Source organism: Burkholderia sp. GbtcB21 (genome assembly GCF_019091065.1).
GTDB lineage: Bacteria > Pseudomonadota > Gammaproteobacteria > Burkholderiales > Burkholderiaceae > Burkholderia > Burkholderia pyrrocinia_C.
Map to the genome: position 1 here is coordinate 1 of NZ_JAGXKA010000294.1, position 262 is coordinate 262.

Genomic DNA, 262 nt, shown 5'->3' on the forward strand with positions numbered 1-262 from the left:
ATTTATCAAATTTATTGTAAAGACAAAACAGATGGATCAGCGTTGGGCATTGGAGATGATCAATCATTAAACTCCGAAATATCAAATTGCCGCTTAAAATAAAATATTTCTATGTTGAACTGAGTTGCCGAAAGTACGGTAACCAGGTTCCAGTTCATTTTAGTCATAAAGTTCAACACGTCTGTCTCTGTATTTAAAACCTCAATCTTTTTTAACCGTTGAAAAACGGTAGTGTCTTTCAGATTAAACAGATCAGCTTCAT

General features: G+C 33.6%; 1 protein-coding gene. It reads right to left on the bottom strand.

From position 1 onward, the window contains the following. Positions 1-59: 59 nt before the first annotated feature. Positions 60-262, bottom strand: a 203-nt coding sequence (locus KVT39_RS36985; RefSeq protein ID WP_217591491.1) for a hypothetical protein, incomplete at its 5' end; no start/stop codon positions are given.